This is a genomic window from Nocardioides luteus, from assembly GCF_000960475.2.
Lineage (GTDB): Bacteria > Actinomycetota > Actinomycetes > Propionibacteriales > Nocardioidaceae > Nocardioides > Nocardioides luteus_A.
The window spans coordinates 39947-65619 of the sequence record NZ_JZDQ02000012.1 but is presented as its reverse complement, the minus strand read 5'-3'; the positions used below and the strand labels follow the sequence as shown (position 1 = coordinate 65619).

At 70.2% G+C, this 25673-nt stretch carries 23 protein-coding genes; 12 read left to right on the top strand and 11 right to left on the bottom strand.

Annotation, left to right across the window (positions count from 1 at the left end):
- Both UG56_RS10225 and UG56_RS10220 read right to left on the bottom strand, forming a co-directional pair.
- On the bottom strand, positions 1 to 786 hold the full coding sequence (locus UG56_RS10225) for a 3-hydroxybutyrate dehydrogenase (protein ID WP_071327009.1): 786 nt from the start codon (positions 784 to 786) through the stop codon (positions 1 to 3).
- The gene (locus UG56_RS10220) at positions 783 to 2171 is read right to left on the bottom strand and encodes an MFS transporter (RefSeq protein WP_045552139.1); all 1389 of its coding nucleotides are present in this window, start codon (positions 2169 to 2171) and stop codon (positions 783 to 785) included. Before UG56_RS10220 ends, UG56_RS10225 begins: the two co-directional genes overlap by 4 nt.
- Positions 2172 to 2265: 94 nt before the next feature.
- Here UG56_RS10220 and UG56_RS10215 point away from each other — a divergent pair, with 94 nt between their 5' ends.
- On the top strand, positions 2266 to 3177 hold the full coding sequence (locus UG56_RS10215; RefSeq protein ID WP_071327008.1) for a LysR family transcriptional regulator: 912 nt from the start codon (positions 2266 to 2268) through the stop codon (positions 3175 to 3177).
- A gap of 70 nt (positions 3178 to 3247) precedes the next feature.
- Positions 3248 to 6625, top strand: a complete 3378-nt coding sequence (locus tag UG56_RS10210; RefSeq protein WP_045551897.1) for a pyruvate carboxylase — start codon at positions 3248 to 3250, stop codon at positions 6623 to 6625.
- 75 nt (positions 6626 to 6700) lie between these two features.
- Here the strand turns inward: UG56_RS10210 and erm are convergent, their stop codons facing one another.
- The 3 genes from erm to UG56_RS10195 form a co-directional block, all read right to left on the bottom strand.
- Positions 6701 to 7462, bottom strand: coding sequence for a 23S ribosomal RNA methyltransferase Erm (erm, locus tag UG56_RS10205; RefSeq protein WP_071327007.1), 762 nt, complete (start codon positions 7460 to 7462; stop codon positions 6701 to 6703).
- Positions 7463 to 7784: 322 nt separating this feature from the next.
- Complete coding sequence (locus UG56_RS10200) at positions 7785 to 9185, bottom strand: NAD(P)H-quinone dehydrogenase (protein ID WP_218145185.1); 1401 nt, start codon at positions 9183 to 9185, stop codon at positions 7785 to 7787.
- A 35-nt stretch (positions 9186 to 9220) separates the two neighbouring features.
- On the bottom strand, positions 9221 to 9736 hold the full coding sequence (locus UG56_RS10195) for a DinB family protein (RefSeq protein ID WP_045548569.1): 516 nt from the start codon (positions 9734 to 9736) through the stop codon (positions 9221 to 9223).
- A 120-nt stretch (positions 9737 to 9856) separates the two neighbouring features.
- Between UG56_RS10195 and UG56_RS10190 the strand changes: the two genes are divergently transcribed.
- Complete coding sequence (locus UG56_RS10190) at positions 9857 to 10390, top strand: TetR/AcrR family transcriptional regulator (RefSeq protein ID WP_045548570.1); 534 nt, start codon at positions 9857 to 9859, stop codon at positions 10388 to 10390.
- 67 nt (positions 10391 to 10457) lie between these two features.
- Here the strand turns inward: UG56_RS10190 and lpdA are convergent, their stop codons facing one another.
- Positions 10458 to 11858, bottom strand: a complete 1401-nt coding sequence (gene lpdA, locus UG56_RS10185) for a dihydrolipoyl dehydrogenase (protein WP_045548571.1) — start codon at positions 11856 to 11858, stop codon at positions 10458 to 10460.
- Between the two features lie 72 nt (positions 11859 to 11930).
- Here lpdA and UG56_RS10180 point away from each other — a divergent pair, with 72 nt between their 5' ends.
- Genes UG56_RS10180 through UG56_RS10170 form a run of 3 tightly spaced genes read left to right on the top strand, consistent with a single transcriptional unit; the run spans position 11931 to position 14884 of the window.
- On the top strand, positions 11931 to 12383 hold the full coding sequence (locus UG56_RS10180) for a gamma-glutamylcyclotransferase family protein (protein WP_071327006.1): 453 nt from the start codon (positions 11931 to 11933) through the stop codon (positions 12381 to 12383).
- Positions 12384 to 12402: 19 nt separating this feature from the next.
- Positions 12403 to 13200 (top strand): purine-nucleoside phosphorylase, encoded by a 798-nt coding sequence (locus tag UG56_RS10175; protein ID WP_045548572.1) that lies wholly within the window; start codon positions 12403 to 12405, stop codon positions 13198 to 13200.
- A 34-nt stretch (positions 13201 to 13234) separates the two neighbouring features.
- The gene (locus tag UG56_RS10170; RefSeq protein ID WP_045548573.1) at positions 13235 to 14884 is read left to right on the top strand and encodes a phospho-sugar mutase; all 1650 of its coding nucleotides are present in this window, start codon (positions 13235 to 13237) and stop codon (positions 14882 to 14884) included.
- A gap of 67 nt (positions 14885 to 14951) precedes the next feature.
- On the opposite strand, the gene UG56_RS10165 is transcribed toward UG56_RS10170, so the two are convergent.
- Positions 14952 to 15521 carry a hypothetical protein gene (locus UG56_RS10165; protein WP_045548574.1) on the bottom strand — a complete coding sequence of 190 codons (570 nt, stop codon included), beginning with the start codon at positions 15519 to 15521 and terminating at the stop codon, positions 14952 to 14954.
- Between the two features lie 208 nt (positions 15522 to 15729).
- Between UG56_RS10165 and deoC the strand changes: the two genes are divergently transcribed.
- Complete coding sequence (gene deoC, locus UG56_RS10160) at positions 15730 to 16407, top strand: deoxyribose-phosphate aldolase (protein ID WP_045548575.1); 678 nt, start codon at positions 15730 to 15732, stop codon at positions 16405 to 16407.
- Between the two features lie 30 nt (positions 16408 to 16437).
- The gene (locus UG56_RS10155; protein WP_045548576.1) at positions 16438 to 17049 is read left to right on the top strand and encodes an ATP-binding protein; all 612 of its coding nucleotides are present in this window, start codon (positions 16438 to 16440) and stop codon (positions 17047 to 17049) included.
- Here the strand turns inward: UG56_RS10155 and UG56_RS10150 are convergent.
- Positions 17024 to 18103, bottom strand: coding sequence for an adenosine deaminase (locus UG56_RS10150; protein WP_045548577.1), 1080 nt, complete (start codon positions 18101 to 18103; stop codon positions 17024 to 17026). The genes UG56_RS10155 and UG56_RS10150 overlap by 26 nt on opposite strands.
- A gap of 35 nt (positions 18104 to 18138) precedes the next feature.
- On the opposite strand from UG56_RS10150, the gene UG56_RS10145 reads away from it, so the two are divergent.
- On the top strand, positions 18139 to 18594 hold the full coding sequence (locus tag UG56_RS10145) for a MaoC family dehydratase (protein ID WP_045548578.1): 456 nt from the start codon (positions 18139 to 18141) through the stop codon (positions 18592 to 18594).
- Between the two features lie 2 nt (positions 18595 to 18596).
- Here the strand turns inward: UG56_RS10145 and UG56_RS10140 are convergent, their stop codons facing one another.
- The 3 genes from UG56_RS10140 to UG56_RS10130 all read right to left on the bottom strand — a co-directional run bounded on the left by UG56_RS10140 (position 18597) and on the right by UG56_RS10130 (position 21516).
- Positions 18597 to 19640 carry a S66 family peptidase gene (locus tag UG56_RS10140; RefSeq protein WP_045548579.1) on the bottom strand — a complete coding sequence of 348 codons (1044 nt, stop codon included), beginning with the start codon at positions 19638 to 19640 and terminating at the stop codon, positions 18597 to 18599.
- Between the two features lie 161 nt (positions 19641 to 19801).
- Positions 19802 to 21085 (bottom strand): thymidine phosphorylase, encoded by a 1284-nt coding sequence (locus UG56_RS10135; protein ID WP_045548580.1) that lies wholly within the window; start codon positions 21083 to 21085, stop codon positions 19802 to 19804.
- Positions 21086 to 21102: 17 nt separating this feature from the next.
- Positions 21103 to 21516, bottom strand: a complete 414-nt coding sequence (locus UG56_RS10130; RefSeq protein ID WP_045548581.1) for a cytidine deaminase — start codon at positions 21514 to 21516, stop codon at positions 21103 to 21105.
- A gap of 179 nt (positions 21517 to 21695) precedes the next feature.
- Here UG56_RS10130 and UG56_RS10125 point away from each other — a divergent pair, with 179 nt between their 5' ends.
- The 3 genes from UG56_RS10125 (at position 21696) to UG56_RS10115 (ending at position 25671) form a co-directional block, all read left to right on the top strand.
- The gene (locus UG56_RS10125; protein ID WP_045548582.1) at positions 21696 to 22784 is read left to right on the top strand and encodes a BMP family lipoprotein; all 1089 of its coding nucleotides are present in this window, start codon (positions 21696 to 21698) and stop codon (positions 22782 to 22784) included.
- Between the two features lie 95 nt (positions 22785 to 22879).
- Positions 22880 to 24394, top strand: coding sequence for an ABC transporter ATP-binding protein (locus tag UG56_RS10120; RefSeq protein WP_045548583.1), 1515 nt, complete (start codon positions 22880 to 22882; stop codon positions 24392 to 24394).
- On the top strand, positions 24391 to 25671 hold the full coding sequence (locus UG56_RS10115; RefSeq protein ID WP_177191455.1) for an ABC transporter permease: 1281 nt from the start codon (positions 24391 to 24393) through the stop codon (positions 25669 to 25671). Before UG56_RS10120 ends, UG56_RS10115 begins: the two co-directional genes overlap by 4 nt.
- Positions 25672 to 25673: the final 2 nt, after the last annotated feature.

Sequence of the window (25673 nt, the reverse complement as noted above, 5' to 3'; positions counted from 1 at the left end):
CTACCGGGCGCTCCAGCCACCGTCCATGGCCCACGAGGCGCCTGAGACCATCGAGGCGTCCGGACCGGTCAGCCAGCCGACCAGCGAGCCGACCTCGGCCGGCTCGACCAGCCGCTTCACCGCCGCATCCTGCAGCAGCACCCGCTCGACGACCTCGGACTCCTCGATGCCGTGCACCGCGGCCTGGTCGGCGATCTGCTTCTCCACCAGCGGCGTACGCACGTAGCCCGGGTTGACACAGACGCTGGTCACGCCGTGCGGCCCGCCCTCGAGGGCGGTGACCTTGGAGAGTCCCTCCAGGCCGTGCTTGGCCGAGACGTAGGCGCTCTTGAAGGGCGAGGCGACCAGGCCGTGCACGGAGGAGATGTTGATGATGCGGCCCCAGCCGTTGGCGTACATGTGCGGCAGGGCGGCCCTGACCAGCAGGAACGGCGCGACGAGCATGATCGAGTGGATCCGGCGGAAGTCGTCGGGGTCGAACTCCTCGATCGGGCTGACCCGCTGGATGCCGGCGTTGTTGACCAGGACGTCGACCTCGAGGCTGAGGTCGTCGAGCTCCTCGGTGGCGGTCAGGTCCACCACCCACGCCTCGCCGCCGATCTCCTCGGCGAGGGCGCGGGCGGCGTCCCCGGCCACGTCGGCGACGACGACCCGCGCGCCGCGGGCGGCGAGCTCGCGGGCGACCGCCGCGCCGATCCCCGAGGCGCCGCCGGTGACCAGGGCCCGCCGGCCCTGCAGCGTACGTCCGGGATCGACGGCGCCCGAGACAGCCGTATCCGACTTCACGCCGGGCTCACCTCGCGTGCGGCCTCACGGTCGGCGTCGGCCCGGTCCAGCGCCCGCAGCGACGTGCCCCTGGTCTCCTTGAGGGTCAGCACGACGAGCGCGGTGATGATGCCGGCCACGGCGAGGTAGATCGCGGTGTTGGTCCAGGTGCCGGTGTCCTTGAGCCAGGCGATGGCCAGCAGCGGGGCGAGCGAGCCGGCGAAGATCGAGGTCACCTGGTAGGAGATCGAGATGCCCGAGTAGCGCATCCGGGTCGGGAACATCTCGGCCATGATCGCGGGCTGGGTGGAGTACATCAGCGCGTGGATCGCCAGGCCGGCGATCAGCGCCGCCACGATCGCGACGTTGCTCTTGGTGTCGAGCATCGGGAACGCCCAGAACCCCCAGGTGGCACCCAGGACCGCACCGACGAGATAGACCGGCTTGCGGCCCACACCGTCGGCGATCCGGCCGACGGCGAGGATGAAGAAGAAGTGGCACGCGTGGGCGATGGCGATCAGGCCGAGCAGCGCACCCTGGTCCATCTTCTGGTCCTCGACGAGGTAGACGATCGAGAACGAGACCACCAGGTAGTACATGATGTTCTCCGCGAACCGCAGGCCCATCCCCTTGAGCACGCCCACCGGGTAGCGGCGCAGCACCTCGAAGACGCCGTAGCCGGCCGAGGCGGCGTCGGCCTGCTCCGCCTTCGCCTCCTCGAAGATCGGCGAGTCGGTCACCGAGCGGCGGATGAAGTAGCCGACGAGGACGACGACGGCCGAGAGCCAGAACGCGACCCGCCAGCCCCAGGCCAGGAACGCGGCGTCGGAGAGCGTGATGGTCATCAGCGTGAGCACCAGCGTGGCGAGCAGGTTGCCCACCGGCACCGCGGCCTGCGGCCAGGCGGCCCAGGTCGCCCGCTTGGCGTCCGGGGCGTGCTCGGCGACGAGCAGGACGGCACCGCCCCACTCCCCACCCAGCGCGAGCCCCTGCACGAACCGCAGCAGCACCAGCGCGATCGGCGCGACGAGACCGACCTGGCCGTACGTCGGCAGGCAGCCCATCAGCACGGTGGCGACGCCGATCAGCATGATGGTCAGCTGGAGCGTGTACTTGCGGCCGAGGCGGTCGCCGATGTGGCCGAAGACGACGCCGCCCAGCGGGCGGGCGACGAACCCGATGGCGTAGGTGACGAAGGCGGCGATGATCGCGTCGTAGGCGTTGCCGGTGGCCGGCATGATCACCTTCGCGAAGACCAGCGCCGAGGCGGTGGCGTAGAGGAAGAAGTCGTACCACTCCACGACCGTGCCGGCCATGGAGGCTGCCACGGTCCTGCGGAGCAGGCTCCGCTCGTCGGCGGGGGGATCGGTGGGGGCGGCGGTGGCGCCCGGCTGTGTCGAGGACATGGCTGGGAGTGTGACAGTGATCATATTGTGCTTGCAACGCGCATGTTGGCACACGCTGTGAACGAAAATGCACATTCAGGACTAGGGTGGACTGATGGCCACCTCCACCCCGACACCGCCCTCCGCCGACCAGCTGCTGGTGCTGCTGGAGGTGGCGCGCAGCGGGCGTTTCACCACCGCCGCCCGCTCGCTGGGCCTGACCCACACGACGGTCAGCCGCAACATCTCCGCCCTCGAGCGCGCCCTCGGCGGCCGGGTCCTGGTGCGCGGCTCCGACGGGTGGGCACTGACCGCCCTGGGCGAGCGTGCGGCCCGGGCCGCCGAGGGCGTCGCCGAGTCGCTGGCCCGGCTGGCCGCGGACGAGCCCGCCGACCCGGTGGCCGGTGTGGTCAGGATGTCGACGACCGACGGGTTCGCGGCGTACATCGCCTCTCCGGCGGTCGCGGCGCTGCGGCAGGACCATCCCGAGCTCGCGGTCGAGATCGTCACCGTGACCCGGCAGGCGGCACAGCACCGCTCCGGCGTGGACATCGAGGTGGTCGTCGGCGAGCCCGCGGTCAACCGGGGCCGGGCGATGCGCCTGGGTGAGTACGAGCTCGGTCTGTACGCCTCGCCGGGCTATCTGGAACGCCACGGCGCCCCCGCCACGATCGAGGAGGCCGTCGTACGCCACCGCCTGGTCTACTTCGTCGACTCGATGCTCCAGGTCGACGACCTCGACATCCCCCGACGGCTGCTGCCCGGCATCCGCGACGCCGTCACCTCGACGAACGTGTTCGTGCACGTGGAGGCCACCCGGGCCGGGGCCGGTCTCGGCCTGCTGCCCTGCTTCATGGCCGACCGTCACCCCGACCTCGTCCGGATGCTCCACGAGGAGATGCACCAGCGGCTGCCCTACTGGGCGGTCGTGCATCCCGAGTCGTGGCGCCGGCCGGCCGTCGCCGCGGTCGTGGGCGGGCTCCGGGAGCAGATGGCCGAGCAGCAGGACGCCCTGCTCGGCCGATGATGCGTCCACCCACCGGGCGGTAACGTCCCACACCCTGGACAAGCCGATTCTGATGGGTACCGTGGCGGCCATGTTCAAGAAGGTGTTGGTTGCCAACCGCGGCGAGATCGCGATCCGAGCTTTCCGTGCCGGCTTCGAGCTCGGGGCCAAGACGGTCGCCGTGTTCCCCTACGAGGACCGGGGCTCTGAGCACCGGCTGAAGGCCGACGAGGCCTACCAGATCGGAGAGCTCGGTCACCCGATCCGGGCCTATCTCGATCCCGACGCGATCGTCGAGGTCGCCAAGCAGAGCGGCGCGGACGCGATCTACCCCGGCTACGGGTTCCTCTCGGAGAACCCGGCGCTGGCCGAGGCCTGCGCCAAGGCGGGGATCACGTTCATCGGACCGTCCGCGGAGGTCCTCACGCTCACCGGCAACAAGGCCACCGCCATCGCGGCGGCGAAGGCTGCCGGCGTACCCACGCTGCAGTCGGTCGAGCCGTCCACCGACGTCGACGCGCTCGTCTCGGCCGCCTCCGCGCTTCCCTACCCGCTGTTCGTGAAGGCGGTCGCCGGCGGTGGCGGTCGCGGGATGCGGCGGGTCGACTCGCCGGAGAAGCTTCGCGAGGCCGTCGAGACCTGTATGCGCGAGGGCGAGGCCGCCTTCGGCGACCCGACCGTCTTCATCGAGCAGGCCGTGGTCGAGCCGCGCCACATCGAGGTGCAGATCCTCGCCGACGGCGAGGGCAACGTCATCCACCTCTTCGAGCGGGACTGCTCCGTGCAGCGCCGCCACCAGAAGGTCGTGGAGATCGCGCCGGCCCCGAATCTCGACCCTGAGCTGCGCGAACGCATCTGCGCGGACGCCGTGCGGTTCGCCAAGGAGATCGGCTACTCCTGCGCCGGCACCGTCGAGTTCCTGCTCGACCCCGCGGGCAACTACGTCTTCATCGAGATGAACCCGCGCATCCAGGTCGAGCACACCGTGACCGAGGAGGTCACCGACGTCGACCTGGTCCGCTCGCAGATGCGGATCGCCGCCGGCGAGACGCTGGCCGACCTCGGCCTGTCCCAGGACTCAGTGCAGCTGCGCGGCGCCGCGATGCAGTGCCGGATCACCACCGAGGACCCGGCCAACAACTTCCGCCCGGACACGGGCATGATCACCACCTACCGCTCCCCCGGCGGCGCCGGGATCCGGGTCGACGGCGGCACGACGTACGCCGGGGCCGAGGTCTCGCCCCACTTCGACTCGATGCTCGCCAAGCTCACCTGCCGCGGGCGCACCTTCGAGGACGCCGTCACCCGGGCCCGCCGGGCCGTGGCGGAGTTCCGGATCCGTGGCGTCGCGACGAACATCCCGTTCCTGCAGGCGCTGCTCGACGACCCCGACTTCATCGCGGGCAACATCACCACCTCGTTCATCGAGACCCACCCACAGCTGCTGACCGCGCGGGCCTCCGGCGACCGCGGCACCAAGCTGCTCACCTACCTGGCCGACGTGACCGTCAACCAGCCGTACGGCGCCGCGCCGGTCTCGCTGCACCCGGTCGAGAAGCTGCCGCCGGTCGACCTGACGGCGGCGCCGCCGGCGGGTTCTCGCGATCTCCTGCGCCAGCTCGGGCCGGAGGGCTTCGCGGCCGCGCTGCGTGCCCAGGAGGCGGTGGCGGTCACCGACACCACCTTCCGCGACGCCCACCAGTCCCTGCTCGCGACCCGGGTCCGCACGACCGACCTGCTCGGCGTCGCCGGCCATGTCGCCCGGCTGACGCCGCAGCTGTGGTCGATGGAGGCCTGGGGCGGGGCGACGTACGACGTGGCCCTGCGCTTCCTCTCCGAGGACCCGTGGGAGCGGCTGGCGCAGCTGCGCGAGGCGATCCCGAACATCAACCTGCAGATGCTGCTGCGCGGTCGCAACACGGTGGGCTACACGCCCTACCCGACCGAGGTCACCGACGCGTTCGTCTCGGAGGCCGCGGAGACCGGGATCGACGTCTTCCGCATCTTCGACGCGCTCAACGACGTCTCCCAGATGCGGCCGGCGATCGACGCGGTGCGTTCGACCGGCACCGCCGTCGCCGAGGTCGCGCTGTGCTACACCGGTGACCTCTCCTCGCCGGACGAGAAGCTCTACACGCTCGACTACTACCTGCGGCTGGCCGAGGAGATCGTCTCGGCCGGCGCGCACGTGCTGGCGATCAAGGACATGGCCGGGCTGCTGCGGGCGCCTGCCGCACGCACGCTGGTCACCGCACTTCGCGAGCGGTTCGACCTGCCGGTCCACCTGCACACCCACGACACCGCGGGCGGCCAGCTGGCCACCCTGACGGCCGCGATCGAGGCCGGTGTCGACGCCGTCGACGCCGCGACCGCGTCCATGGCCGGCACCACCTCCCAGCCCCCGCTCTCCTCGCTGGTGGCGGCGACCGACCACACCCCGCGTGCCACCGGCCTCTCGCTGGCGGCGGTCAACTCCCTGGAGCCCTACTGGGAGGCCGTACGCCGCGTCTACGCGCCCTTCGAGTCCGGACTGCCCGCGCCGACCGGCCGGGTCTACCGCCACGAGATCCCGGGCGGTCAGCTCTCCAACCTGCGTCAGCAGGCGATCGCGCTCGGCCTGGGCGAGAAGTTCGAGCAGATCGAGGACATGTACGCCGCGGCCAACTCCATCCTCGGCCGGGTCCCGAAGGTCACGCCGTCGTCCAAGGTCATCGGCGACCTCGCCCTCTCGCTCGTCGCGGCCGGTGCCGACCCGGCCGCGTTCGAGGCCGACCCGGCGGCGTACGACATCCCGGCCTCGGTCATCGGCTTCCTCAACGGTGAGCTCGGTGACCCGCCGGGCGGCTGGCCCGAGCCGTTCCGCAGCAAGGCGATCGCCGGACGCACCTGGAAGGAGCCCTCGCCGACGCTGTCGGCCGAGGACGCCGCCGGGCTCGTCTCCGACCGCCGCGGCACGCTCAACCGGCTGCTCTTCCCCGGCCCGACGAAGGACTTCGCCGAGGCCCGCTCGAAGTGGGGCGACGTGTCGGTGATCTCCACCCTCGACTACCTCTACGGCCTGCGCGAGGGCGAGGAGCACATCGTCGAGATCTCCGAGGGCAAGACGGTCATCTTCGGGCTCACCGCCGTCTCCGAGCCCGACGAGCGCGGCATCCGCACGGTCATGGCGACGATCAACGGCCACCTGCGCCCGATCGGCGTGCGCGACCGCTCCGTCGCGGCCGAGGTCGCCGCGGCCGAGAAGGCCGACCCGTCGGTCCCTGGCCAGGTCGCGGCGCCGTTCCAGGGTGTCGTCACCATCGCCGTCGCGGCCGGCGAGTCGGTCAAGGCCGGCGACACCGTCGCCACCATCGAGGCCATGAAGATGGAGGCCGCCATCACCGCCCCCGTCGACGGCACCGTCTCCCGCCTCGCCTTCTCCGGCACCCAGGCGGTCGACGGCGGCGACCTGGTGCTCGTGCTCGGCTGAGCCGAAGCGTCAGCCGCGTCGGCCGAGACGGCACCTTGGTGCCATCTCGGCCGACGTATGTGACGCCTCGGCGGGTCAGGGACGGGCGGCGTACGCCTCGACCCAGTCCTCCGCACGCAGATCCCGCGGCAGCACGGGAGCCGAGGAGCGCCGGCGGCGCCGCGCGATCCGGTCGGCGAGCGCACCGGGGACGCCGTTGCGGCGCAGGATGTCGGCGACACCTCGGCCGCGACTGCTGAAGACCCTCGCCACCCACGACTGGAAGGCGCGGCGCCGGGACTCGGGAAGCAGCGGCTCCCGGCGCCGGTCGACGAGCAGCAGCCCGCCGTCGACGCTGGGCCGGGGGCGGAAGGCGGTCGCCGGGACGCGCCGGTCGAGCGTGAAGGTGAACCACGGCCACCACTGCGCGGTGAGCTGGGTGGTGCCGCCGACGCCCGCGCGCTTGCGGGCGACCTCCCACTGGGTGAGGAGTACGGCATGGCGCCACGTCGTCGAGGCGAGCAGGTGCCTCAGGATCGGTGTGGTCAGGTGGAACGGGACGTTGGAGACGACGACCGCGTCCTGCGGCGGCGCGTGCCGCAGGATGTCGCCCTCGGCGATGCACACGTGCGGGCCGATCCGCCGGCGCAGGTCGGCCGCGCGGCGCGGGTCGATCTCGACCCCCTGCAACGGACGGCCCAGCTCGGCCAGCGCCAGCGTGACGGCACCGTTGCCCGTGCCCCACTCGACCAGCGGACCGTGCCGCTGCGAGACGAGATGGACGATGCGGTCGACCGTCGACCGGTCGGTGAGAAAGTTCTGGCCGAGCTCGTGCCGGCCAGGGCGTACGTCGGACATGGATGCTCCTCGAGACAGAAGGAGCCGGGCGGCATGCGGGTAGCACTCGAGAGCCGCCCGGCAGGGTGCCAGGTGGCGGCGCGAATGCGACGAGTGCTTCGGTGGGATCCGCGCCGTCAGCGGCGGCGGATCCGAACGATCATCGTCATGCAGCAGTTACCCATGGCGGTCAGGTTAGCGAGGCCGCGAACCCGCCCGCACACCGTTTTTGGGTCGGCGTATCTCCCGCCGAATCCGCAGTTGTGAGCGACGAAACAGGAGTTTCGTCGCCCACAACTGCACTCTCGGCCGACGCAACTGCCGTCTCGGCCGACGGGAGCGACTACTCGACGTGGTGGAGGCGGCGGGCGGCCTCGGCGGTGGAGCCGGAGATCGACGGGTAGACGGTGAAGGTGTTGGCGATCTGGTCGACGGTCAGCCCGGTGGAGACCGCGAGGGTGATCGGGTGGATCAGCTCGGAGGCGCGGGGGCCGACGACGACGCCGCCGATGACGACACCGGTGCCGGGGCGGGAGATGAGCTTCACGAAGCCGTCGGAGATGCCCTGCATCTTCGCCCGCGGGTTGCCCTTGAGATCGAGGCGCAGGGTGTCGGCGACGACCTCGCCGGAGTCGACCTGGGCCTGCGAGTAGCCCACCGTCGCGATCTCGGGAGAGGTGAACACGTTGGCCGCGACCTCCTTGAGGTCCATCGGGATGACCGCGTCGCCGAGGAAGTGGCGCATCGCGATCCGGCCGGCCATGGCGGCGGTCGAGGCGAGCATGAAGCCACCGGTGCAGTCACCGGCGGCGTAGACGCCGTAGGCGGACGTACGCGACACCTTGTCGGTCCGGATGAACCCGCCCTCGTCGAGCTCGATGCCGGCCTCCTCCAGGCCGAGGCCCTCGGTGTTGGGGATCGAGCCGAGCGCGAGGATGCAGTGGCTGCCGGTGACCTCGCGGCCGTCGGTGAGCCTCACCGTCACCACGTCACCACTCCGGGTCACCGACTCCATCCGCGACTTGCTGAGGATGTTCATCCCCTGCCGCTCGAGCACGTCCTGGAGGACCGTCGCCGCATCCGCGTCCTCACCGGGGAGAACGCGATCGCGCGAGGAGACCAGGGTGACCTGCGCGCCGAGGTTGAGGTAGGCGTTGGCGAACTCGACACCCGTGACACCGGAGCCCACGACGATCATGTGCGAGGGCAGGTCGTCGAGGTCGTAGACCTGCTCCCAGGTCAGGATCCGCTCGCCGTCGGGCTGGGCGGTGGGCAGCACCCGGGGCCGGGCGCCCGTGGAGATCAGGACGGCATCGTTCTCGATGGCCTCCTCGCTGCCGTCCTGGGCCAGGGTCGCGATCACCTGGCGCTTGTCGGCGTCGATGCGGCCGGTGCCCTTGACGATCCGGATCCCGCGGCGGGTCAGCCGGCTCTCGATGTCGCTCGACTGCGCGAGCGCGAGCGACTTGACCCGCTTGTTGACCAGACCCAGGTCGGCGTAGAGCTCGGTGGCCGGGTCGCCCTGGTGGTCGCGGAAGTTGATGCCCAGGTCGCGGGCGAGCGTCATGTCCGACATCAGCTCGGAGGTGGCGATCAGAGTCTTGCTCGGCACGCAGTCGGTGAGCACCGCGCTGCCGCCGAGGCCGTCACGGTCGACGACCGTGACCTCCGCCCCGAGCTGCTGCGCGACCAGCGCCGCCTCGTACCCGCCTGGACCTCCACCAATGATCGTCACCCGCGCCATGGGCCGCATTCTTCCACGCGCCCCGAAGGGCAGAGTCAGCCCATCGTCTTCTGACCGTCGATGGTCTCCCGGATGATGTCGGCGTGGCCGGCGTGCTGGGCGGTCTCGGCCAGGATGTGGGCGAGTACGCGGCGGTTGGACCAGCGGGCGCCGGCCTCGAACCACGGGGCCTCAGGAAGCGCGTGGTCCGCGTCGAGGTCGACGGTCCGGATCAGCTCGTCGGTGGCGGCGGCCACGACCTCGTACGCCTCGAGGACACCCTCCAGCGTCTCGTCCTCGGCGAGCACGAAGTCCGCGGCGAACTGGGCGTACCTCTCCGGGGTGAGCTCCTGCGCCACCGCTCCGCGAACGATGAAGTCTGCCCAGCCGCGCTCGCACGCGGCGACGTGCTTGATCAGGCCACCGAGGCTGAGCGCGGAGGCGGTCGGGGTGAGCCGCGCCTGCTCGTCGGTCAGGTTGCGGACGGCGAAGCGCAGGAACCCGCGGTGCTTGGCCAGCGTCTCCAGCAGGTCGGTGCGCTCGCGGCTCAGGGTGGTGGTGGCGGCGGTCATCGTTCAGCTCCTTGGTCGTGTGTCCCTCTGACACCGACAACGCTAGGAGTCCTTCAGGTCAGTTTCTGTCCGCAATGAGCCACGGCCCGAAAAAGATCCACCGACCATTACGCTGCTGGGATGACGAGCCCCGCGAACCGGATCCGCAGCGACGCGGTCCGCAACCGCGACCTGCTGGTCGCCGCCGCTCGCGAGGTGCTCGCCGAGCAGGGCCTCGACGCCCCGATGTCCGCGGTCGCCAAGCGCGCCGGCGTCGGCCAGGGCACCCTCTACCGGCACTTCCCCGATCGGCTCACCCTGGCCACGGCGGTGCTGGAGGAGAACATCCGCGACATCGAGCAGGTCGCAGCCCGTCCAGATGCCACGCTGGCCGAGGTGCTCGGCGTGATCACCTGGCAGATGATCCGCTCTACCGCCTTCGTCAGCATCGTCCGGATCGGCGGCGAGGAGAGCTCGCAACAGCTGGCCGATCGGGTACGCACCGCCATCGACGGACTCCCGACGGAGACCCACGGCACCGACGACGTCATGCTCGCCGTCGCGATGGTCTCCGGCGCAGTGCTCGGACCGACGCCCGAGGCACGCGAGGCCACCGCCCGCCGGGCGTGGGGCCTGCTCGGGATCGAGATCGGCCCGGTCACGCCCGGGGTCTAGCGACACCAGCAGACGCGACGAGGCCCGGATCCGCGATCGCGGATCCGGGCCTCGTACGTCCGATCGATCAGAGGTTGATCATGTGACCTGCGATGCCCTCGATGGCTTCCTTCATCGCCTCCGACAGCGTCGGGTGGGCGAAGACGTTGCGGGCGACCTCGTCGGCGGTGAGATCCCACTGCTGGGCCAGCGTCAGCGCCGGCAGCAGCTCGGTCACCTCGGGGCCGATCATGTGGGCGCCGAGGATCTCGTTGTGCTCGGCGTCGGCGACAATCTTCACGAAGCCGACACCCTCGGCCATGCCGCGGGCCTTGCCGTTGGCGGAGAACGGGAAGGACGAGGTCTTCACGTCGTAGCCCTTCTCCTTGGCCTGGGCCTCGGAGTAGCCGAACGAGGCGATCTGCGGCTGGCAGAACGTCGCGCGCGGGATCATGTCGAAGTTGATCTCCATGGTCTCCGCGTCGGCGATGGTCTCCGCGGCGACGACACCCATCGCCTCGGCGGTGTGAGCGAGCATCAGCTTGCCGGTGCAGTCACCGATGGCGTAGACGCCCTCGACGTTGGTGCGGCCACGCGCGTCGACCGCGATCGCGCCGCGGTCGGTGAGAGCGACGCCGGTGTTCTCCAGGCCGAAGCCCTCCACCCGCGGGGCGAACCCGAAGGCCGCCAGGAACTTGTCGGCCTCGAGCACCTGCTCCTCGCCACCGGCGGCCGGAGCCACGGTGACCTTCACGCCCGAGCCGGTGTCCTCGGCGCCCTTGACCGCGGTCGAGAGCAGCACGTTGACGCCGAGCTTCTTGTACTGGCGCAGCAACTCCTTGGACACGTCGGCGTCCTCGGTCGGCACCATCCGGTCGAGGAACTCCACGATCGTGACCTCCACACCGAAGTTCTTCAGCACGTAGGCGAACTCGACGCCGATCGCGCCCGACCCACCGATGATGATCGAGCTCGGCAGCTGCTCGGTGAGGATCTGCTCCTCGTAGGTCACGATGTTCTGCCCGTTGGGCACGACGCCGGGGACCGAGCGGACGGTCGCGCCGGTGCCGATGATGAGGTTGTCGAAGGTGTAGTCGGTCGAGGCGCCGTCCTTGCCCTTGACGGCGATCGACTTCGGCCCGGTGAGGGTGCCCCAGCCGTCGACCTCGGTGATCTTGTTCTTCTTCATCAGGTAGTGCACGCCCTTGGCGCTGGCGTCCGCGACGCCGCGGCTGCGCTTCCACGTCGCGCCGAAGTCCATGGTCGCGTCACCCGAGATACCGAAGGTCTTCTTCTCGTGGGTGATGATGTGCGCGATCTCGGCGTTGCGCAGCAGCGCCTTGGACGGGATGCACCCGACGTTGAGGCAGACACCGCCCCAGTACTTGTCTTCGACGACGGCGACGGACTTGCCGAGCTGAGCGGCACGGATGGCGGCGACGTAGCCACCGGGGCCAGCGCCGAGGACGAGAACATCAAAGTGGGTCACGCATCCAAGGGTAGACCGCCAATAACAGATAGATCCCAAGCGGGTGAGGACTGGGCGGTAACCTCGTGACCCGTGACTCTCTATGCGGCCTATGGCGTCAATCTCGACCCGGCGCTGATGAGTGAGCGGTGCCCGCACTCTCCGTTGCACACCACCGGATGGCTGGACGGCTGGCGGCTGACCTTCGGGGGCGAGGACAACGTGCTCGGCGACGGTCCGACGACCACGATCGTCCCGGACCCGTTCGAGCAGGTCTTCGTCGCGGTCTACGACGTCGTCGACCAGGACATGGAGGCCCTGGAGAAGTGGGAGCTGGCCGACATCGGCCTCTACTTCAAGACCAAGGTGCGGATCTCCGCGCTCGCCGGCGAGCTGCTCTGCGAGACCTACGTGCTCGACACGTACGAGGGTGGCATCCCGGACGCTCGCCACCTGGGCGCGCTCGCCGATGCCGCCGAGGCGGCCGGGGCGCCGGACGACTACTTGCATGCGCTGCGTACGCGGCCGTGCCGGTCCAACGACTGACCGGGTCTAAACTCGGCGAGTGACCACGCCTTACGAACTCGCCAAGGAAGCCGCCGCCGCGCTCGCGGAGAAGACCGGCGTACGGACGCACGACATCGCGCTGGTGCTGGGCTCGGGCTGGCTGCCCGCCGCCGAGGCGCTCGGCGAGGACTACACCGAGATCGACACCACCGACCTGCCCGGCTTCAGCGCCGCCGCGGTCGTCGGTCACAGCGGCAAGATCCGCTCGATCCGCTCGGCGAGCGGTCGCAACCTGCTGGTCTTCCTCAGCCGCACCCACTTCTACGAGGGCAAGGGCGTCGACGCGGTCGTGCACCCGGTCCGCACCGCGGCCGCGGCCGGTTGCTCGACGATGGTGCTCACCAACGGCTGCGGCGGGCTCAACCCGTCCTGGTCGCCGGGCACCCCGGTGCTGATCCGCGACCACATCAACCTGACTGCGGCGTCTCCGCTGGTCGGCGCCAACTTCGTCGACCTCACCGACCTCTACTCCGCGCGTCTGCGGGGTCTCGCCAAGGAGGTGGACTCCTCGCTCGACGAGGGCGTGTACGTCCAGTTCCCCGGACCCCACTACGAGACCCCGGCCGAGGTGAAGATGGCCGGCATCATCGGTGGCGACCTGGTCGGCATGTCGACCACCCTCGAGGCGATCGCGGCCCGCGAGGCCGGCATGGAGATCCTCGGGATCTCCCTGGTCACCAACCTGGCCGCCGGCATCTCCGACCAGCCGCTCGACCACGCCGAGGTGCTCGAGGCCGGCCGCAGCGCCGCCACCCGGATGGGCGCACTTCTCGGCGACCTGTTGCCCAAGATCTGAGCCTCCGGGCACCCGATGACCTAGGGTCTGGTCCATGGTCCCCACCGATCACTCCGCGCTTGTCGTCCAGGCCCGGGAATGGCTCGCCGACGACCCCGACGCGCAGACCCGGGCGGAGCTCGAGAACCTCCTCACCTCCACCGACCCGGCTGCCGCCGCCGAGCTGGCCGACAGGTTCTCGGGCACCCTGCAGTTCGGCACCGCCGGGCTGCGGGGCGCGCTCGGGGCCGGGCCGAACCGGATGAACCGGGTGGTCGTGATCAAGGCCGCCGCAGGGCTGTCCCGCTACCTGCTCGCCACCGGCGCGCAGGGGCCGGTGGTGATCGGCTACGACGCCCGGCACAACTCCGACGTCTTCGCCCAGGACACAGCCCAGGTGATGACCGGAGCCGGGCTGCGGGCGCTGGTGATGCCGCGCTCGCTGCCGACCCCGGTGCTGGCCTACGCCGTCAAGGCCCTGAACGCGAGCGCGGGCGTGATGGTCACGGCCAGCCACAACCCGCCCCAGGACAACGGCTACAAGGTCTACCTCGGCGACGGCTCCCAGATCGTGCCGCCGGCCGACATCGAGATCGCGAAGCGGATCGCGGCGATCGACAAGGTGGGCTCGGTGCCGCTGGGCCCGGGCGGCCACACGATCAGCGAGGACCTGGTCGACAGCTACCTCGACACGGTCGTCGGTCTGCTCGCCGAAGGCGGTCCTCGCGACCTCCGGACGGTCTACACGCCGCTGCACGGCGTCGGCGGCGACCTCGTGCAGCTGGCGATGAAGTTCGCCGGCTTCCCCGAGCCGCTCGTGGTCAAGGAGCAGGAGCGGCCCGACCCCGACTTCCCGACCGTCGCCTTCCCCAACCCCGAGGAGCCCGGGGCGATGGACCGGGCGATGGCGCTCGCCGGCAAGAAGGGCGCCGACCTGGTCATCGCCAACGACCCCGACGCCGACCGCTGCGCCGCGGCCATCCCTGTCGGGCGCAAGTGGCGGATGCTCAGCGGGGACGAGGTGGGTGCCCTGCTGGCGACCCACCTGATCCGCAAGGGCGTGACCGGGACGTACGCCGCCTCGATCGTCTCCTCCTCGCTGCTCGGCAAGATCGCCGCGGCGGCCGGGCAGGCCTACGCCGAGACGCTCACCGGCTTCAAGTGGATCTCGCGCGCCCCCGGGCTCGCCTTCGGCTACGAGGAGGCGCTGGGCTACTGCGTCGACCCCGAGCACGTCCGCGACAAGGACGGCATCTCGGCGCTGCTGCTCCTGTGCGAGCTGGCGGCGTCGCTGAAGGCGGAGGGCCGTGACCTGGCCGACCTGCTCGACGAGCTCGCCGTCCAGCACGGCCTGCACGCCACCAGCCAGCTCTCCATCCGGCTCGAGGACCCGGCCCAGATCGCGGCCGCGATGCAGCGGCTCCGCGACCGGCCGGTGACTGCCTTGGCCGGCGCCACCGTGCAGCAGCTCGACGACCTCACCACCGGTATCGGGGGGCTGCCGCCCACCGACGGGATCCGCTACCAGCTGGCCGGCGGGTCGCGGGTGATCGTGCGGCCCAGCGGCACCGAGCCCAAGATCAAGTGCTACCTCGAGGTCGTCCAGCCGGTCGCCGACGCCTCCGCGCTGGCCGAGGCGCGTGCCGACGCCGAGATCGCCCTCGGGGCCCTCAAGGTCGACATCCGCGCCGCCCTCGGTCTGTAGCTTCGCCGCTGGTCGAGCTGCGAGGCCGCCCCGCCGCCGAGCGTCTCCGGCGGCTCGACCAGCGTTGTCAGAGCACGAGCAGGATCACGAAGACGACCGCCACCGCGAGAGTGACCGCGATCAGCGGCCAGTCCCAGGTGCGGCGTACGTCCTTGGCGAGGGCGAACTGCTCCTCGGAGTCCCGCTTGATCCGGCGCCGGTCGCGGGCGTCCTGGGCGAGCGCGTTGAGCCGGTCCTCGATGAAGTCGGCCTGGTTGCTCAGCGGCTTGTGCTCGCGCTTGGAACCCTTGACCGCCTCGCGCATCGAACGCCCGACGGCACCGCTGACGTACGTGCGGCCGCCGGCGTAGGCGCCGAGGGTGCGCCCGACCGCGACGCTCTCCAGGGCGGCCATCGGGAAGCGCACCGTGGAGTAGAGGTGGTGGAGCACGAAGTCGCCCTCGCTCACCCCGACCTTGGTGCGGAAGAACGCGGCGTACGCCACCAGCGCGAAGAGCACGCCGCCGGCCGTCGTCGCGGGGTGCCAGCCGGTGGCGGCATCGATCACGATGACCGCGACCGCGGCCCCCGCCGAGAGGAGACCCCAGGCAGTGCTGCTGGAGTTGCGGAACCACTCCTCGGGCTGATCGTCATTCACGCCGCAAACACTAGTGGCGCGTCCCAGAAGTTCCTAAGCGCTTCGCGCCGCCATGGCACGCACCTGGCCGCGTTGGCGCCGCTCACGAGACGCCCGGCATGACTTCGCGGCGCCGCCTTGCCATGCACACACCCTGACGACGCCAAGCATTCAGGAACTTCCAGGACGCGCCACCAGCCCTCCACCCGGAGATGCCTATGCTGAGGCCGTGCCTACCTCCACAGAGATCGCCAAGCTGATCGACCACACTCTGCTCAAGCCCGAGGCGACCCGCGCCGACGTCGAGGCGTTGATCGTGGAGGCCGCCGAGCTCGGCACCTACTCGGTGTGTGTCTCGCCCTCGATGCTGCCGGTCACCGCCCCCGCCGAGCTGAAGCTCGCCGTCGTGTGCGGCTTCCCGAGCGGCAAGCACATCTCCTCGGTCAAGGCCGCCGAGGCCGCGGCGGCCGTCGAGGCCGGCGCCGACGAGATCGACATGGTCATCGACATCGGCGCCGCGAAGGAGAAGCGCTACGCCGATGTGGAGGCCGACATCGCCGCCGTCCGGGCCGCGGCTCCGGCTCCGACGGTGCTGAAGGTGATCATCGAGTCGGCCGCGCTGGAGGACGACGAGATCATCGGCACCTGCCAGGCCGCCGTCCGCGCCGGCGCGGACTTCGTGAAGACCTCGACCGGTTTCCACCCGGCGGGCGGCGCCACCGTCCACGCGGTGGAGCTGATGCGCAAGACCGTCGGTCCCGACATCGGGGTCAAGGCCTCGGGCGGGGTGCGGACCATGGAGCAGGCCGAGCAGATGATCGCCGCCGGCGCGAACAGGCTCGGCGTCTCGGGCTCTCGCGCCCTGCTGGCGGGGGCGCCGGGGTCGGGTTCCGGCGCCGGCTACTGACTTTCACGCACTCTCGGGGAGAATGCTCCGGTGCGTGCTCAGGTCATCGTCCTCGCCGGCCCCTCCGGTGCCGGCAAGTCCCGTCTGGCCGAGCGGCTCGGTCTGCCGGTGCTCCGGCTGGACGACTTCTACAAGGACGGCTCCGACCCTTCGCTCCCCCGGATCACCGAGGGCCCCAACGCGGGCCTGGTCGACTGGGACCACCCCGACTCCTGGCTCCCCGCTGACGCGGTGAAGGCGATCGCGGCGCTCTGCGAGACGGGCGTCGCCGACGTACCCGTCTACGACATCGCCCACGACGGCCGCACCGGCTGGCAGGAGCTCTCCCTCGGGGAGCATGCGTTCTTCGTCGCCGAGGGGATCTTCGCCCAGGACATCGTGGCCGAGTGCCGCGACGCGGGCCTGCTGGCCGCCGCCTTCTGCGTCACCCAGTCGCCGACGGTGACCTTCTGGCGGCGGCTCACCCGCGACCTCCGCGAGCGCCGCAAACCACCGTTCGTGCTGGTCAAGCGGGGCCTGGCTCTGATGCGCGCACAGCCGCAGGTGGTCGCGGACGCAGCCGCCAAGGGCTGCGCCGCGGTCTACCCGAAGCACGGCTACGTCGCCATCGGGCGCATCACAGGGCGGCGTACGCGTCCTTGATCTCGTGGATCAGGTCGACCCGCTCGTCGTAGGGGATGAACGCGGACTTCATCGCGTTGGTCGTCAGCCGCTGGAGCTCGGGCAGCCCCCAGCCGAACGCCTCCACGATGCCGGCCATCTCCGCCGACATCGAGGTGCGTGACATCAGCCGGTTGTCGGTGTTGATGGTCACCCGGAACCCGAGGTCGTAGAGCAGGCCGATCGGGTGCTCGGCGATCGACTTCACCGCCCCGGTCTGCACGTTGGACCGCGGACAGAGCTCGAGCGGGATCCGCCGGTCCCGGACGTACGCAGCGAGCCGGCCGAGCCGCGGGGCCTCGCCCTCCTCGATCGTGATGTCCTCGACGATCCGTACGCCGTGGCCCAGCCGGTCGCAGCCGCACGGGTGCACCGCCTCCCAGATCGAGGGCAGCCCGAAGCCCTCGCCGGCGTGGATGGTGAAGCGCATGTTCTCCGCGGCCAGGTGCTCGAACGCCGCCAGGAACCGGCTCGGCGGGAAGCCCTTCTCCGGTCCGGCGATGTCGAAGCCGGCGACGCCACGGTCGCGCCAGGCCACCGCGAGGTCGGCGATCTCGGTGGCGTGGGCTGCCTGTCGCATGGCGGTGAGCAGCTGGCGTACGACGATCTTCTTCCCCGTCGCGGCGACGGCGGCCGTGCCCTCGTCGAACCCGGCCTGGACGGCGGCGACGACCTCCTCCGGCTCGTGACCGTTGGCCAGGTGGAGCTCGGGTGCCCAGCGGACCTCGGCGTAGACGACGCCGTCCTCGGCGAGATCCTCGACGCACTCGCGAGCCACGCGGGTCAGCGCCGGCAGCGTCTGCATGACCGCGAGCGTGTGCGCGAAGGTGTCGAGGTAGCGCTCCAGCGACCCCGAGTCCGCACTGGTGACGAACCATTCCTCCAGCGCGACCGGGTCGTCCTGGGTGCCCTCGGGAAGCTCGTGACCGACCTCGGCGGCGAGCTCGATGAGGGTCGAAGGACGTACGCCACCGTCGAGGTGGTCGTGGAGCAGCACCTTCGGGGCTGCCTTGATCTGCATGTCGGACGGTTCCATGGGCTCATTATTCCGCATGCCGCTAGATTCCGGGGGTGCGTACATTCACCACTCTCGAAGAAGTCTCCGACGCCGCAGGCACCGAGATCGGCACCGGCGAATGGCTGCAGATCGACCAGGAGCGCGTCAACGCGTTCGCCGACGCCACCGGTGACCACCAGTGGATCCACGTCGACGAGGAGCGGGCGAAGACGGGCCCGTTCGGTGGCACCATCGCCCACGGCTACCTGACGCTGTCCCTGATCCCCTACCTCGGTGTGAGCGTCTACTCGCTGGAGACCCCGGGCGCGAAGCTCAACTACGGCCTCAACAAGGTCCGCTTCCCCACCCCGGTCCTGGTCGGCTCGCGGATCCGTCCGGTCGTCTCCTTCGGCGAGGTCACCGAGCTGCCGACCGGGTTGCAGCTCGTGGTGAAGACCACGATCGAGATCGAGGGCTCCGCCAAGCCGGCCTGTGTCGCGGAGTCGGTCGTGCTGCTCCTCGAGGGCTGATCTCAGGAGTAGTCGGCCCACAGGCGCTGCGCAGCGCCGTCGACGGTCATCTCGCCGCCGTACGGCAGGATCCACTGCGGCCGGGTGTGCCCGAACGGCGGGCCGACCACGACCACCGCGTCGGGGTTGTAGCGGGCGACGGTCTCGATCGCCGCGTCCCGCTGCTCGGCGCGCTTGGCGGCTCGCTCCTCGGCGCTGGGCTGCCGCTGGAAGTCAGACGTCGGCGGGCGCGCGACCACCACCGCGTCGACCGCCTCGAGCAGCCCGCGCTCGCCCAGCGAACGCGTGATCCAGGCGAACTCGCGCGCCGGGATGAGTTCCTCGGAGGTCTCCAGCAGGAGTACGCCGCCCGCCAGCACCCCCGGGTCGGCCGGGAAGCGTCCGGCGGTGAGCGCCCACTGGACGACCTCGATGCAGCCGCCCCAGGTGCGGCCGGTCACGGTGCCGGCCGGGCCCGCCCAGGTCCACGGCTCGGTCTTGTCACGCACGCCGTACTCGGTCAGTGCCCGCGGGTCGTTCCAGTCGTGACCGATGTCCTCGGACTCCCCCGGCTCGGTGATCTCGAGGCGCTCGCCGGTGAGCAGCGCGGCCGTGAGCGACGCCTGGTGGACCTCGTCGAGCCCTGGGCCGGGGCCTAGGTGGACCTGCGTCGAACCGCCGTAGAACCCGGCGACCCCGTTGGTCCACAGCCAGTTGAGCAGGTTGGTGTTGTCGCTGTAGCCGAGGAACGGCTTCGGGTCCTTGCGGACCAGGTCCGCGTCGAGGTGCGGGATCACGGTGATCTGGTCCTCGCCGCCGATCGTCGCCAGCACCGCCCGGATCTCCGGGTCGGCGAACGCCGCGTTCACGTCCGCCGCGCGCTCCTGCGCCGTCGCCCCGACCTTCCGCGTCGTCGGGTACTCCACCGGCACCAGCCCGGTCACCTCGGTCAGCCGCGCCAGCGCCTGCTCGTGGATCGCCGGCGCCACCCCCGGCGCGGCGAACGAGGGTGACAGCACGGCGACCTTGTCGCCCGCGACGGCCTTGGGTGGCTTGACGATCTCCATGGAGGAAGTCTCGTCGCCCATCGGCCTGCGAGACCAACTGTTATCGCTCGGACCCGGCGGGCGAGGTGTAACACGCTGTTACACCGACTATCCGGTCGTTCAGATAGGGCGAGTAGTCCTACGAACGACGTGTTACAGCTCGCGCGGCAGAGGTGCGCCGGTCAGCTGATCCGGTCGAGGATCAGCGGCGTCGCCTCGTACGCAGCCCCATCCCCGATCTCATAGCCACCCTCCAGCGCCGCCAGAGCCCGGTCGAAGCGCTCGGGCGTGTCGGTGTGGAGCGTGAAGAGCGGCGCACCAGCCGTGACGGAGTCGCCCGGGCGGGCGTGCCAGGTGACCCCGGCCCCGGCCTGGACGGCGTCCTCCTTGCGCTCGCGGCCGGCGCCGAGGCGCCAGGCGGCGAGACCGACGGCCATCGCGTCGAGCCGCGTGAGGACTCCCGACGAAGGCGCGGTGACCACGTGGGTCTCGCGCGCGACCGGCAGCGGCGCCGACGGGTCGCCGCCCTGGGCCGAGATCATCGCCCGCCAGGCGTCCATCGCCTTCCCGGAGGCCAGCACCTCGGCCGGATCCGGACCGGACACACCGGCAGCGGCCAGCATCTCCCGGGCCAGCGCGACGGTGAGCTCGACGACGTCGGCGGGACCGCCGCCGGCGAGGACCTCGACGGACTCGGTGACCTCGATCGCGTTGCCCGCGGTCAGACCCAGCGGCGTGGCCATGTCGGTCACGAGAGCGACCGTGTTGACGCCGGCGTCGGTGCCGAGGTCGACCATGGTGCGGGCCAGCTCCTGCGCGGAGGAGAGCGTCTTCATGAACGCCCCGGCGCCGACCTTGACGTCGAGCACCAGTGCCCCGGTGCCCTCGGCGATCTTCTTGGACATGATCGAGGAGGCGATCAGCGGGATCGACTCGACGGTGCCGGTGACGTCGCGCAGCGCGTAGAGCTTGCGGTCGGCCGGGGCCAGCCCCTCACCGGCCGCGCAGATCACCGCGCCGACCGACGCGAGCTGGGCCAGCATCTCGTCGTTGGTGAGCGACGCCCGCCACCCGGGGATCGACTCGAGCTTGTCAAGCGTGCCGCCGGTGTGGCCGAGCCCGCGCCCGGACAGCTGCGGCACGGCCACTCCGCACGCCGCCACCAGCGGCGCCAGCGGCAGCGTGATCTTGTCGCCCACGCCGCCGGTGGAGTGCTTGTCGGCGGTCGGCCGGTCCAGGGAGTCGAACGACATCCGCTCACCGGAGGCGATCATCGCCGCCGTCCAGCGCGCGATCTCGCGCCGCGACATCCCGTTGAGCAGGATCGCCATGTTGAGCGCCGACATCTGCTCCTCGGCCACCACCCCCTGGGTGTAGGCCGAGATCATCCAGTCGATCTGCGAGTCGCTCAGCTCGCCACCGTCGCGCTTGGCGAGGATCACCTCGACCGCATCATGCTGTGACATGGGTACCACCCTAGGCATCAGGCCAGAGCCTCCGGACCGAAGGCGTCGGGAAGCACCTCGGACATGGGCCTCACGCCCGAGACGGTCATCAGCAGCAGCTCGGGGCCACCGTTCTCCCAGAGCAGCTGGCGGCAGCGGCCGCACGGCATGATGACCTCGCCGGAGCCGTTGACGCAGACGACGTGGGTGAGCCGGCCGCCGCCGGTCATGTGCAGCGAGGAGACCAGGCCGCACTCGGCGCACAGGGTCACGCCGTAGGCCGCGTTCTCCACGTTGCACCCCTGGAGAAGGCGTCCGTCGTCAGCGATTCCGGCCACTCCGACGGAAAAGTTGGAGTAGGGCGCGTACGCATGTTTTGCGGCCTCGACCGCCTGTTCACGCAGGCCTTCCCAGTCAAAGCCCTCTGCGGCGTACGTCTGCTTCTCGGTCATGGATCGACCTTAAAGCCTGTCCGGACAACCGGGCACAACCTACGAGGCTTAGGCTTCGTCGAGATCAAAAGTTGGTAACCGTTCGCGTAATCCCTGGCGTGGCTCGGTCTTTGGGGAGAACGTTCGGACATGAATGTCCTTTGCGCCGTGATTCGCGGGGCAACGACCTGGAGGCACCAGTGAAGAACAACATCAAGAAGGCCGCCGCCGGCGGCGTCGCCGTCGTCCTGTCGGCTGCCGCCCTCGCCGCGTGTGGCGAGGCACCGGCCGAGCGCGCTGGGGAGAAGAAGAGCGACTACCTTCCCTGCATCGTCTCCGACGCCGGCGGGTTCGACGACAAGTCGTTCAACCAGCTCAGCTACGAGGGCCTGAAGGACGCCGCCGACGAGCTGGGCTCGAAGTACAAGGCCGTCGAGTCCAACAGCGAGAACGACTACTCCGCCAACCTCGAGGGCCTGACCGGCCAGGGCTGCGACACCATCGTCACCGTCGGCTTCGCGCTCTCCGCGGCGACCATCGAGTCCGCCAAGGCCAACCCCGAGACCGAGTACGTCCTGATCGACGACGCGGCCGACGCCGACTTCGACGGCAAGACCGACGCCGAGAACATCAAGCCGATCCTCTACGACACCGCCCAGGCCGCGTTCCTGGCCGGCTACGTCGCCGCCGACTACACCAAGACGGGCGTCGTCGGCACCTACGGCGGCCAGCCCTTCCCGACCGTGACGATCTTCATGGACGGCTTCAAGCAGGGCGTGGAGTACTACGCGAAGACCAAGAAGAAGGACGTCAAGGTCGTCGGCTACGAGGGTGGCGAGAAGGGCTCCTTCACCGGTGAGTTCGTGGCCAACGAGAAGGCCACCAACACCGCCCGCCAGATCATCGACCAGAACGCCGACGTGATCCTGCCGGTCGGCGGCCCGATCTACCAGGGTGCGCTCACCGCGATCGACGACTCCGGCAAGGACGTCGCCCTGATCGGTGTCGACGCCGACTTCTACGAGACCGACCCGAAGACCCAGGACGTCGTGCTCACCTCCATCCTGAAGAACATGAAGACGTCCACCAAGGACGTCATCGTCGCCGCCGGCGACGACAAGTTCGACGCGACGCCGTACGTCGGCACCCTCGAGAACGGTGGGGTCGGCCTGGCGCCGTTCCACAACTTCGAGTCCAAGGTGTCCGAGACGCTCCCCGACGAGATCGAGGAAGTCACCGCCGGCATCAAGGACGGCTCGATCAAGGTCAACTCCTACCTGGCCAAGTGATCCTGCTCTGACGAGCAACGCGAGGGGGCCGGGGACCCGGCCCCCTCGCCACGTACTTTGGACTATCTCCACCCCTGCAAGGAATGATCCGTGCCATGAGACTCGCGCTTCGCGACATCACCAAGCGCTTCGGCTCCCTGGTCGCCAACGACCACATCTCCCTGACCGTCGAGCCAGGTGAGATCCACTGCCTCCTCGGTGAGAACGGCGCGGGCAAGTCCACGCTGATGAACGTCCTCTACGGCCTCTACCAGGCCGACGAGGGCGACATCCTCATCGACGACGAGCCGCAGCACTTCAAGGGCCCCGGCGATGCGATGGCCGCCGGTATCGGCATGGTGCACCAGCACTTCATGCTCATCCCCGTCTTCACCGTCGCCGAGAACGTGATGCTCGGCCACGAGACCACCGGTTTCGCCGGCAGCCTCGACCTCGACGCCGCCCGCAGGCGGGTCCGGGAGATCTCCGATCGCTTCGGTTTCCAGGTGGACCCCGACGCGCTCGTCGAGGACCTCCCGGTCGGCGTGCAGCAGCGGGTCGAGATCATCAAGGCGCTCTCGCGCGACGCCGAGGTGCTCGTCTTCGACGAGCCGACCGCCGTGCTGACGCCGCAGGAGACCGACGAGCTGATGGCGATCATGCGCCAGCTCAAGGAGTCCGGCACCGGCATCGTCTTCATCACCCACAAGCTGCGCGAGGTGCGCGAGGTGGCCGACCGGATCACGGTCATCCGCCGTGGCACCGTGGTCGGCGAGGCGTCCCCGGAGGCCTCCAACGCCGAGCTCGCGGCCCTGATGGTCGGACGCCCCGTCGAGCTCAAGGTGCACAAGGACCCGGCCCAGCCGGGCGAGCGCGCGCTGGTCGTCTCCGACCTCACCGTGGCCGACGAGACCGGCCACGTCCACATCGACGGCATCAGCTTCCACATCGACGCCGGCGAGATCCTCGCCGTCGCCGGTGTCCAGGGCAACGGTCAGACCGAGCTCACCGAGGCGATGGTCGGGCTGGCTCCTCACGTCGAGGGCTCGATCAAGCTCGACGGCCGCGAGATCGTGGGGCGCTCGGTGCGCAAGGCGCTCGAGGCAGGCATCGGGTTCATCCCCGAGGACCGCCAGATCGAGGGCCTGGTCAGCAACTTCACCATCGCCGAGAACCTCATGCTCAACCGCAGCTACGACAAGCCCTTCGTCTCCCGCGGCTCGCTGAACCTCAAGAAGCTCGACACCTTCGCCAAGGAGAAGCTGGCCGAGTACGACGTACGCGCCCCCGGCGTCTCGACCCTGGCCGGGCAGCTCTCGGGCGGCAACCAGCAGAAGGTCGTGGTCGCCCGCGAGCTCTCGCGCGACCTGCGGCTCCTCGTCGCGGCCCAGCCGACGCGCGGCGTCGACGTCGGGTCGATCGAGTTCATCCACAAGCAGATCGTGGCGGCGCGGGACTCGGGTGTCCCCGTGCTCGTCGTGTCCTCCGAGCTCGACGAGATCTCCGCTCTCGCCGACCGGATCATGGTCCTCTACCGCGGGCGGGTCGTGGGCATCGTCCCCGCCGACACCTCCCGCGACACCCTCGGCCTGATGATGGCCGGCGAGTCTCCGGAAGGGAGCGAGTCGTGAGCGAGAAGGGGCCGGAGAATCAGCCGGTCGAGACGTCGGAGCCGACCGAGCCGACGGAGCCGACGGAGCCGACGGAGGAGACCAAGGCGGCCTCCGACGCCGACCGCGTCCCCGAGGCCAGTCGCTGGCACCTGGCGATGCGGGAGATCACCACGGGCAACGCGCTGGTCGCGGTGCTCTCGGTGCTGCTCGCGATGTTCTTCGGGTCGCTGATGATCCTCTTCACCGACGAGGACGTCCGCTACGGGCTCTCCTACTTCTTCGCCCGCCCCTCTGACACGTTCTACTACGCGTGGGAGGCGATCTCCGGGGCGTACGTCTCGCTGTGGCGGGGTGCCGTCTTCAACGACCTGGGCGGCACGTTCACCCAGCAGATCAAGCCGATCACCGAGACCCTGAAGTTCGCCGCGCCGCTGACGCTGGCCGGGCTCGGCATCGGCCTGACCTTCCGCGCCGGGCTCTTCAACATCGGTGGCCGCGGGCAGATGCTTCTCGGTGGCGCCGCGGCCGCGTTCGTCGCGGTCAAGCTCGACCTGCCGATGATCGTGCACCTGCCGCTGGCGATCCTCGTCGGCGCGCTGGTCGCCGCCCTGTGGGGCGGGATCCCCGGCATCCTCAAGGCGCTCACCGGCGCCCATGAGGTGATCGTCACGATCATGCTCAACTACGTCGGCTACTACCTGGTCTTCTACGCGCTGACCCGCAAGTCGCTGCTCCAGGCGCCCGGCTCGGGCAACCCGAAGTCGGCGCCGATGCCGGAGTCGGCGATCCTGCCGGACCTCCTCGGCCCGAAGTTCAACCTGCACGCCGGGTTCCTGCTCGCGGTGCTGGCGACCTTCCTGGTCTGGTGGATCCTCAACCGCTCCTCCCTCGGCTACCGGTTCCGTGCGGTGGGCGAGAACCCCTCGGCGGCGAGGGCGGCCGGCATCAACGTCGGTGTCGCCTACACCAGCGCCTTCCTGATCTCCGGCGCCCTGGTCGGACTGGCCGGTGTCAACCAGGTGCTCGGCTCGGTGACCGACGGCGCGACCAGCGGGCTCGACGCCGGCATCGGCTTCGACGCGATCACCGTCGCGCTGCTGGGACGCTCGCGACCGTTCGGCATCCTGGCCGCCGGCATCCTGTTCGGCGCCTTCAAGTCCGGTGGCTTCTTCATGCAGGCCTCCGAGGGCATCCCGGTCGACATCGTCCTGGTCATCCAGTCCCTGATCGTGCTCTTCCTCGCCGCACCACCCTTGGTGAAGGCGATCTTCCGACTCCCCACGAAGGAGGCCTGACC